This window comes from Nostoc cf. edaphicum LEGE 07299 (assembly GCF_015207245.1).
GTDB classification, from domain to species: Bacteria; Cyanobacteriota; Cyanobacteriia; order Cyanobacteriales; family Nostocaceae; genus Nostoc; species Nostoc edaphicum_B.
Map to the genome: position 1 here is coordinate 1 of NZ_JADEXF010000183.1, position 6,734 is coordinate 6,734.

5 protein-coding genes are annotated in these 6,734 nt (G+C 43.7%); all 5 read right to left on the bottom strand.

Features of this window, described 5'->3' with window-relative positions:
• Nucleotides 1-1,985, bottom strand: a 1,985-nt coding sequence (locus IQ229_RS07535; RefSeq protein ID WP_194042601.1) for an ATP-binding protein, incomplete at its 3' end; no start/stop codon positions are given.
• 262 nt (nt 1,986-2,247) lie between these two features.
• Nucleotides 2,248-3,129 carry a ribosome biogenesis GTPase YlqF gene (ylqF, locus tag IQ229_RS07540; protein WP_194042602.1) on the bottom strand — a complete coding sequence of 294 codons (882 nt, stop codon included), beginning with the start codon at nt 3,127-3,129 and terminating at the stop codon, nt 2,248-2,250.
• Nucleotides 3,130-3,188: 59 nt separating this feature from the next.
• Nucleotides 3,189-3,572 carry a VOC family protein gene (locus IQ229_RS07545; protein WP_194042603.1) on the bottom strand — a complete coding sequence of 128 codons (384 nt, stop codon included), beginning with the start codon at nt 3,570-3,572 and terminating at the stop codon, nt 3,189-3,191.
• Nucleotides 3,573-3,606: 34 nt separating this feature from the next.
• The gene (locus IQ229_RS07550) at nt 3,607-5,025 is read right to left on the bottom strand and encodes a DUF3370 domain-containing protein (protein ID WP_194042604.1); all 1,419 of its coding nucleotides are present in this window, start codon (nt 5,023-5,025) and stop codon (nt 3,607-3,609) included.
• A 318-nt stretch (nt 5,026-5,343) separates the two neighbouring features.
• Nucleotides 5,344-6,453: an S-(hydroxymethyl)glutathione dehydrogenase/class III alcohol dehydrogenase gene (locus IQ229_RS07555; protein ID WP_194042605.1), complete on the bottom strand. Its 1,110-nt coding sequence runs from the start codon at nt 6,451-6,453 to the stop codon at nt 5,344-5,346.
• Nucleotides 6,454-6,734: the final 281 nt, after the last annotated feature.

The window sequence follows — 6,734 nt, forward strand, 5'->3', positions numbered from 1 at the left end:
AACGTCGCCAAATCGAACTGATTGCCGATACAGGCTGCCAGTTTCAGAACATTTTGAGTGATGTCGGGCAATTTTTGAAGTTGTTGTGCCATAAATTCCACCACATCATCAGTGAGAGCAAGCGATGTCTGACGACAAGCCGCTACGCGTCTACGCACTTGTCCTACATCACACTGCCAAAAACCTGCCTCCCAATCAAAGGTAATCAAACCATCCTCATGTAGCGCTTTCAAAAACTGAGTTGTGAAAAAGGGATTGCCTTTGGCTTTTTGATAAACCAACTCTGTCAACGGCAATGCTTGGCCTGTTGCACAACTGAGCGAATCGGCGATTAAATGGTTCACATCTGCTTGACTCAAGGGCAATAAAGTCAGAGTGTTGACGCAAGAAGATTCCTTTTTGATTTCATCTAGCATCAACATGAGTGGATGAGCTGCAAACACCTCGTTATCGCGGTATGCGCCAATAATGAATAGATAACCGCCATTGCTCTGGGACATCAACAACTTCAGTAAATTGAGCGATGCCGAGTCTGCCCACTGCAAATCATCGAGAAACATCACCAACGGATGCTCTGGTGTGGTGAAGACTTCAATAAACTTCTGGAACAGCAGATTGAAACGGTTCTGTGCTGCACCGCCCGATAATTCAGCGATGGCTCCGCCAACGCCAGGGGCGAACGCAGGCTGTTTGCCAATCATCTGCTCTAGTTCAGGAATTACCTCGATCAGAAGTTGTCCGTTCTCTCCAACTGCCGCTAAAATCTGACTTTGCCATTGCTTTAACTGAGTATCGCTTTCACTAAGCAACTGTCCGATTAGGTCACGAAAGGCTTGTACAAAAGCAGACAGAGGAATGTTGCGGTTGAACTGGTCGTATTTTCCTTTGATGAAATAGCCGTTCCACCGGACGATTGGCTTATGCACTTCATTGACGACTGCGGTTTTGCCAATACCAGAGAAACCTGCCATCAGCATCAGTTGGGAGCCACCATTGGCAACATGACCAAATGCTTCTAGTAACGTTTGTACCTCCGATTCCCGCCCGTAGAGTTTTTCGGGTATGAGAAAGCGATCGCTGATATCGCGCTGTCCTAAATCAAACCAGGTGTGTTTGCCTGTTTCTCGCCACTGTTCTAAGCAAGTAACAAGGTCATGTTTAAGTCCTAGCGCACTTTGATAGCGGTCTTCGGCGTTCTTTGCCATCAGTTTGCGGACAATTTCACCGAGCATCAAGGGCAATTCTGGGTTAAAATCGCAGAGGCAGGGTGGAAGTTTCGCAATGTGGTAATGCACCAACTCCATCGGCTCACGGGATTCAAAGGGCAATTTTCCACTCAGTAGTTCAAAGAAAGTCACACCTAAAGAATAGAAGTCACTGCGGTAGTCAATGCCTCTGTTCATCCGTCCGGTTTGCTCTGGTGACAGATAGGCTAGCGTTCCCTCCAATCCATTGAGGCTCTGGATTTCTTGGGTTTCTCGTGGTAAAAGCGAGGCAATACTAAAGTCAATCAGCTTGATTTGTTTCGTGTCAGGGTGAATCAAGATGTTGGCTGGCTTGATGTCTTTGTGAATGACGCGCTGTTGATGTAACTGGTGTAAAGTGTCTATTAGTTGCAGAGCAATGGGTAGGAATTGCTCTAATGTCAGTGTTTTTCCTTGAGTAAATTGCCGCAGGGAAACACCACCAAAGTCTTCCATGACTAGGGCATAGCCATTATGATGGGGTTCCAGACTGTAGGGTTTGATAATACTGGGAATATTTAGGTTTTTAGCGATGCCTTCGGCGGTAAACAACGCATATTGGTTGCGAAACTGTACTAATTCGCTAAAAGTTGGGTATTCTCGTTTTAAGAGCTTGATGACAACTGGTAGGCGATCGCATTCTCGAATTGCCCGATACACTTGAGTCCGAGAACCTGAATAAAGTTGCTCGATAATTTGGTAGCCGGCAATTCTTAAAGTTCCATCAACTTCTGCGCTCATAAATTTTTACGAAAATCTTTTTATACTAGTGTTATAATTCCCACTACCATAAATTGGGTAACAACCATTAGAAAAGTTACATTGGGTATGGGGCGCTGGAGGCAAAGAATAGGAACGCAAAGCACCCTCATGTAAATATGTCCATCGCTTTTTGATGATTTACCAAAGTAGCATCATAACTCCGTCAAGGAGTTTTTGATCATTGCGTAAGTCCTGTTAAAAATCAAATAGGTTTCCTAATTTTTACTATTTAAATTTAGATTTAATTGGGTGGTAATTCTAAACTCATTTCACCCAACAACCCCTTACGAAAATCTGTTAAAAGTTGCCTTGCTGCTCGCTCTACATCACCTTTGTAACGATGTTCTGCCAAGGCGTGTAAATAGGTATCTCCAGTGTCTGATGTTGAATCGAGTTGGTAACGAGACTGTAATGGTTTTTTTGGTAATAAATCTCCTGCGACAGCTTCTAAATAGTTGAGTAAATCCACTAAGGCTGCTGCTACTAACTGGTTATCGTAAGATGCTTCACCGATATCATCACAAATAGCTAATTTCAAGGCTGCGTCTTGGTCTTCTAATCTTAGAGGGATGACACCAGGAGCATCTAGCAATTCTAAATGTTCGGAAATTCGCACCCAGCGTAGTTGGCGAGTTACCCCAGGACGAGCTGCACTTTCCACGACTCGCTTTCCCAACAGGCGGTTAATCAAAGCTGATTTACCGACATTAGGAAAACCAATCACCACAGCCCGCACTGGACGGGGTAACATCCCGCGATCGCTTCTTCTTTGATTGAGTTCTACCCCAGCGGCTTGCGCTGCCCGTGCTACTTCTGCTATGCCTTTACCATGTTGAGCGTTGGTAAAATAAGGGACTTCTCCTTGACGTTTAAACCAATCGATCCAGAGCGATCGCATTTGTGGTGTAATCATATCTACTCGGTTAAGTATCAACACCCGTTTTTTACCTTCTACCCACTCACCTATTTGGGGATGGTGAGTTGCTAAGGGAATTCGAGCATCTCGTACCTCAAACACCACATCTACGCGCTTCAACTGTTCTTTGAGCTTCTTTTCAGCTTTCGCAATGTGACCTGGATACCATTGAATCAGGTTTAATCTATAGTTTTGAGTTATAGCCATTTGTCTTTTGTTATTTGTCCTTTGTCATTAGTCATTAGTCATTTGCAAAGGACAAATGACTAATGACTCCCTATAGCAGCTTGATGTAAAATCAGACGATTGCCATCAGGATCATAAGCATATATTTCTCTGCCGTGGGAAGCAATGGAAATGTCTCCTGGTGGAGGATAGCCCAAAGCAGTTAGGTGAGCGATCGCATCTTCTAAGTTACTCATCTCTAAACACAAACTTATCTTACTTTTGGCAATCGCTTCAAATTCCGATTCATTTGTGTTCTTTGGTTGAAAAATACCTAATCGCATACTAACTAAATTAAACTCAGCATAGACATTCGGAACCAAAGTAAGTGGTTTTTGCTCCAGCAATCTGGTATAGAAATTCACTAACTTCTCAAAATTAACCGATGCTATGGTGACAAATGCGTTAGTGTACTGGAAAACCATATAAGCTTTAAGTTATTTGATTTTTTTGAGACTCTCACTTTTCTAAAGTTCTTACACTCAGTACTTGCGGCGGTGTCGAATCTGGCGGATAAATCACATCTACCTGTACTATTCGCTGAGTTGAAGGTGGAAGTACAAGCTGTACCATTGGTTCTAACACCTGACCAGTTCTGTGCCATAGATGTATGTAGCGCGTCTTTTGTTGACCTTGGTCATCAAAGTAGCGTAGCCGCACTGTACCACGAAAAAAAGGAAAATCTAAGGATGGTTTGCGAAAACGTAGACCACCTTGGGATAATTTATCTTCCTTTAAAGGTGTTTCTAAAGTAACAGTCACGGTCTGGTTTTGGTTGGTATTGTTGCTTAAAGGTAAGGTGAGTTTATATTCCACCCCATAATTGCCATGTGCTTCATAAGCCGTATCTGGATAACGTACCAGCATTTTGGCCGTTTGGATTTGTTGAGTGCCCAATCGACCACTAAGCAATGTGTCTAAACCATAAGAAATAGCTTTGCCACGTTGAGGAATAGTCAGATATTTTGTTTGGGGATTATCTACCAACTTTGCTTGCCATTGGGAACCACTAGACACACCAGCTACACGCCCATAGATGAGTGCGCCACTGGTAGCATTTAGAGGAGTCGGGGTTTTATCTCTGGGCCCAGCCAAGTTGCCGATATTTAGTAAAGCTTGCCATTCTGCGAGAGTGGGTTGGCGTTCTGTATTATCAGAATTTTTCTTGGCAAACATTGCTAAACTTGCCGCATAAACTCGATCGCTACTACGCAAACGCATAAAGCTAGAGCGACCATTCACCGGTTTTTCTAGATTTCGTACAGGAATCGGATGATTTAACAACATCCGGCTTTGTCCTGGCGGAATTATCAGCTTTGCGGGAAAATCTGCTTGTCGAACACCTCGGAGTACATCACCAACAGCGCGATCGCCTGGGCCTGAGTAAGCCTTACCATCGTTATTTTCTATGTAGGGGGGTAAGGTAACAAAGGGCGCATCCTGCATCAAATAACTCGCGGCTTGTAACACATCTACTGTTACAGGTTTTTTACCAGGGTTCTGCACAATCACACCCAGGTATAGCGTTTGTAAATCCTTGGGAGTGTGGCTGTAGTGGTGGGCGAATAAGTCAAAGCGACCCTGAAAAGGAAAATTGAGATGCGCTGCTGAAACTTTTTTACCGTTTGGAGGAAAGGTAGAAAGTAAAATACCTTCAGTTTTAATCCATTCTGGGCTATTGCTGTTAAAAACGGGTATTTTATCCAACTTGCCTAGTAAGGCTCGAACTTCTCCTGGTTGCACAATTACTTGAGGCGCTGGCTTCGGTGAAGTTTGAGCGATCGCGGAATTATATTTTTGAGTTGTGCATCCAAAGGTTTGAGTTATGCCAAGTCCTAATAGAAGTGTAAATACAGGTGATGGGAATTTAGCCAGCATAAATTTGAGCGTCAAGAAAGCTGTGGTATCAAAGATCAGAAGTTATGACTACAAGTTCCTTGAAGGGGATTTCTGAGAATGCGTAGGCATAGCCCGCCGCAGGCATCGCTATTAGATTTTAAGTGTAGTTTCAGTAGCCCACGCCAGCAAGGCTTTTGATGTTTAAAGTGAGTATCGATGGTTTAAGCGAATTTGAGTAGAAATAAAATCAAGATAATCACTCATCTATGCCAAAATCTGCTGTAATCAGAGGATGTTTGAAAAGTCGGGCAGGTTTGCGATCGCAAGAAACTAAAAGTACTAATTACAAATTCCAAATTAGAAAGTCACCACACTGCGAATTGATTCACCTTTGTGCATCAATTCAAAAGCATCATTAATTTGCTCAATGGGCATTACATGAGTAATTAAATCATCAATATTTATCTTACCTTCCATATACCAATCAACAATTTTTGGCACATCTGTACGCCCTCTAGCGCCACCGAATGCTGAACCTTTCCAAACGCGCCCAGTTACTAGTTGAAAAGGACGAGTACTGATTTCCTGTCCAGCACCAGCAACACCAATAATCACGCTCACTCCCCAACCTTTGTGGCAGCATTCTAATGCTTGACGCATCAATTTAACATTCCCAATACATTCAAAGCTGTAATCAGCACCGCCTTTTGTTAAATCAACCAAATAAGGAACTAAATCGCCCTCTATTTCTTGAGGATTCACAAAGTGCGTCATACCAAACTTTTCTGCCAAGGCGCGTTTGTTGGGATTAATATCCACCCCGACAATCATATTCGCCCCTACCATCCGCGCTCCTTGGATGACATTTAAGCCAATACCACCCAAACCAAAAACCACAACATTTGCTCCAGGTTCCACCTTGGCAGTATTGATAACTGCACCAATACCAGTAGTCACACCGCAGCCAATATAACAAACCTTATCAAAGGGGGCGTCTTCCCGAATTTTTGCTAAGGCGATTTCCGGCAGCACCGTATAGTTAGCAAAAGTGGATGTACCCATGTAATGATGAATCATTTGCCCATCAATACTAAAGCGACTAGTGCCATCAGGCATCACACCGCGTCCTTGAGTTAGGCGAATGGCTTGACAGAGATTAGTTTTGAAACTCAGACAATATTCGCACTGGCGACATTCGGGAGTATAGAGGGGAATCACACGATCCCCTGGTTTGAGACTGGTGACACCAGCGCCTACTTCCACTACCACACCAGCACCTTCATGTCCCAAAATAGCCGGAAACAAACCTTCTGGATCGTCACCAGATAAGGTAAAAGCGTCGGTATGACAAACCCCGCTTGCTTTCACTTCAACTAACACTTCGCCGGCTTGTGGCCCCGATAGTTGAACGGTTTCAATCGTCAACGGCTTACCTGCGCTGTAAGCTACTGCTGCTTTAACTTGCAATGTCAGCGCTCCTGTATAGTTTTGTCATTTGTCATTGGGATTAGGGGATAGGTGACAGGTGACAGGTGACAGGTGACAGGTGACAGGTGACAGGTGACAGGTGACAGGTGATAGGTGATAGGTGACAGGTGACAGGTGACAGGTGACAGGTGATAGGTAATAGGTGATAGGGAATAATCTGTACCCTGTACCCTTTAACCTGTAACCTATTCTCTTCTTTACTCCCCAGTTTCTTCACAGGCATTGAACGCATGATAAACTTTTGTATTACTTCATTGTAT

Coding starts and splice junctions, on each gene's coding strand:
- IQ229_RS07550 (WP_194042604.1), bottom strand. CDS start 5,025: ATGCTGGCTAAATTCCCATCACCTGTATTTACACTTCTATTAGGACTT.
- IQ229_RS07545 (WP_194042603.1), bottom strand. CDS start 3,572: ATGGTTTTCCAGTACACTAACGCATTTGTCACCATAGCATCGGTTAAT.
- ylqF (WP_194042602.1), bottom strand. CDS start 3,129: ATGGCTATAACTCAAAACTATAGATTAAACCTGATTCAATGGTATCCA.